This is a genomic window from Sulfitobacter sp. 1A15258 (assembly GCF_043557045.1).
Taxonomy (GTDB): domain Bacteria; phylum Pseudomonadota; class Alphaproteobacteria; order Rhodobacterales; family Rhodobacteraceae; genus Sulfitobacter; species Sulfitobacter faviae.
Genome location: NZ_JBIFFK010000049.1, coordinates 1 through 1,256, shown reverse-complemented (window position 1 = coordinate 1,256; position 1,256 = coordinate 1). Strand labels below are relative to the sequence as shown.

The 1,256-nt window shown below is 53.2% G+C and carries 1 protein-coding gene and 2 pseudogenes; 2 read left to right on the top strand and 1 reads right to left on the bottom strand.

Going from position 1 to position 1,256, the window contains the following annotated elements; genetic code table 11:
- Nucleotides 1-245: hypothetical protein (locus ACGYK9_RS19385; RefSeq protein WP_394415354.1), on the top strand; the 245-nt coding region annotated here is incomplete at its 5' end.
- Here ACGYK9_RS19385 and ACGYK9_RS19380 read toward each other — a convergent pair.
- A pseudogene (locus ACGYK9_RS19380) lies at nucleotides 235-648 on the bottom strand (amino acid ABC transporter ATP-binding protein); the annotation flags it as partial. The gene ACGYK9_RS19385 and the pseudogene ACGYK9_RS19380 sit on opposite strands and share 11 nt — an antisense overlap.
- A 143-nt stretch (nucleotides 649-791) precedes the next feature.
- Here ACGYK9_RS19380 and ACGYK9_RS19375 point away from each other — a divergent pair.
- Nucleotides 792-1,184 (top strand): annotated as a pseudogene (locus tag ACGYK9_RS19375) (IS5 family transposase); the annotation flags it as partial.
- Nucleotides 1,185-1,256 lie beyond the last annotated feature (72 nt).

The following is a 1,256-nucleotide window of genomic DNA, read 5'->3' as shown; positions in this document are numbered from 1 at the left end:
CTCACGCACAACGCTTCCGCCAGCCGATCCGGCTCCACATTCAACGCCCGGCTCAGCCTTATAATGATAATTATGTACATTATATAGGCACGTGGGCTCTTGGCACATGGCAACGAGATGAATACGGTGATAGATATGGCGATACTGCCGATTACCGCATAAAAAGACCCCCCAGTGCTTTTTGCATTCGCAATCTCGATAAACTTACACATTCAAATACCCACACTAAGCTTTCTAATGTGTAAGAACCCGCGACAAAAAGCTTTGCGTGCGTTTATTCTGGGGTGCATCAAATACCGCTTCTGGCGTCCCCTGCTCCACGATTTTGCCCTTATGAATATAGATGACCCGGTCGGAGACTTCGCGCGCGAAGTTCATTTCGTGGGTGACAATCACCATGGTCATGCCGTCGCGGGCTAATTCACGCCTGGCGTCCAGCACCTCCCCAATCATTTCGGGGTCGAGCGCTGATGTGGGCTCATCAAACAACATCAAGCGCGGGTCCATCGTCAAGGCGGGTGCGAGTGCTACGCGCTGCTGCTGCCCGCCGGAAAGCTGACTGGGGTATTTTTCGGCTTGATCTGCGATGCCCACACGCTCCAACAGCCGGTGTGCCGTCTTCGTTGCCACAATGCGCTCTTGCGACATGTTCGCTTCGATCGTGGCCGCGAATATCAGAAAGGGCAAAAGGTATTTTGTTGCGTTTATCTATTTTGTGAACTCTGTGGGCTTTGTTGCACAAATAGGTTGATGGGATTCACTGTATGAATCCAGGGTGATAGCTGAAGGGGATGAGCAGCTGGTCCCCTACCAAGTATAAGACCAAGAATTGGTCGTCTTACAATGACAGCTTGAAGCGGCGCGGATCGTTGTCGATCTGGTTTGATCCGGAGATGGTGTGAGCGCCGCCGCCAAACGGCAAGCGCGGTCGGCAACAGCAATTCAGTGACGCGGCTATTCAAACGTGTCCAACGCTGAAGGTCCTTTTTGGCATGCCGCTCCGCCAGACAACTGGGTTCGTTCAAAGCTTGCTGCGGTTGGTCGGGCTTGATTGGTCAGCACCGGACTTCAGCACTCTTTGCCGCCGCCGGAAAACGCTGAACGTGAGCCTGCCGTATCGTGGCGGTGCTGGCTCGTTGAATCTTCTTATTGATAGCACGGGGATCAAGGCCGAGGGTGAGGGAGTGTGCGTAATTTTGTGCCCTGACGCCTTTAGTTACGCCATGGGAAAGCGTTCTTCGAACATGATGGCGAGT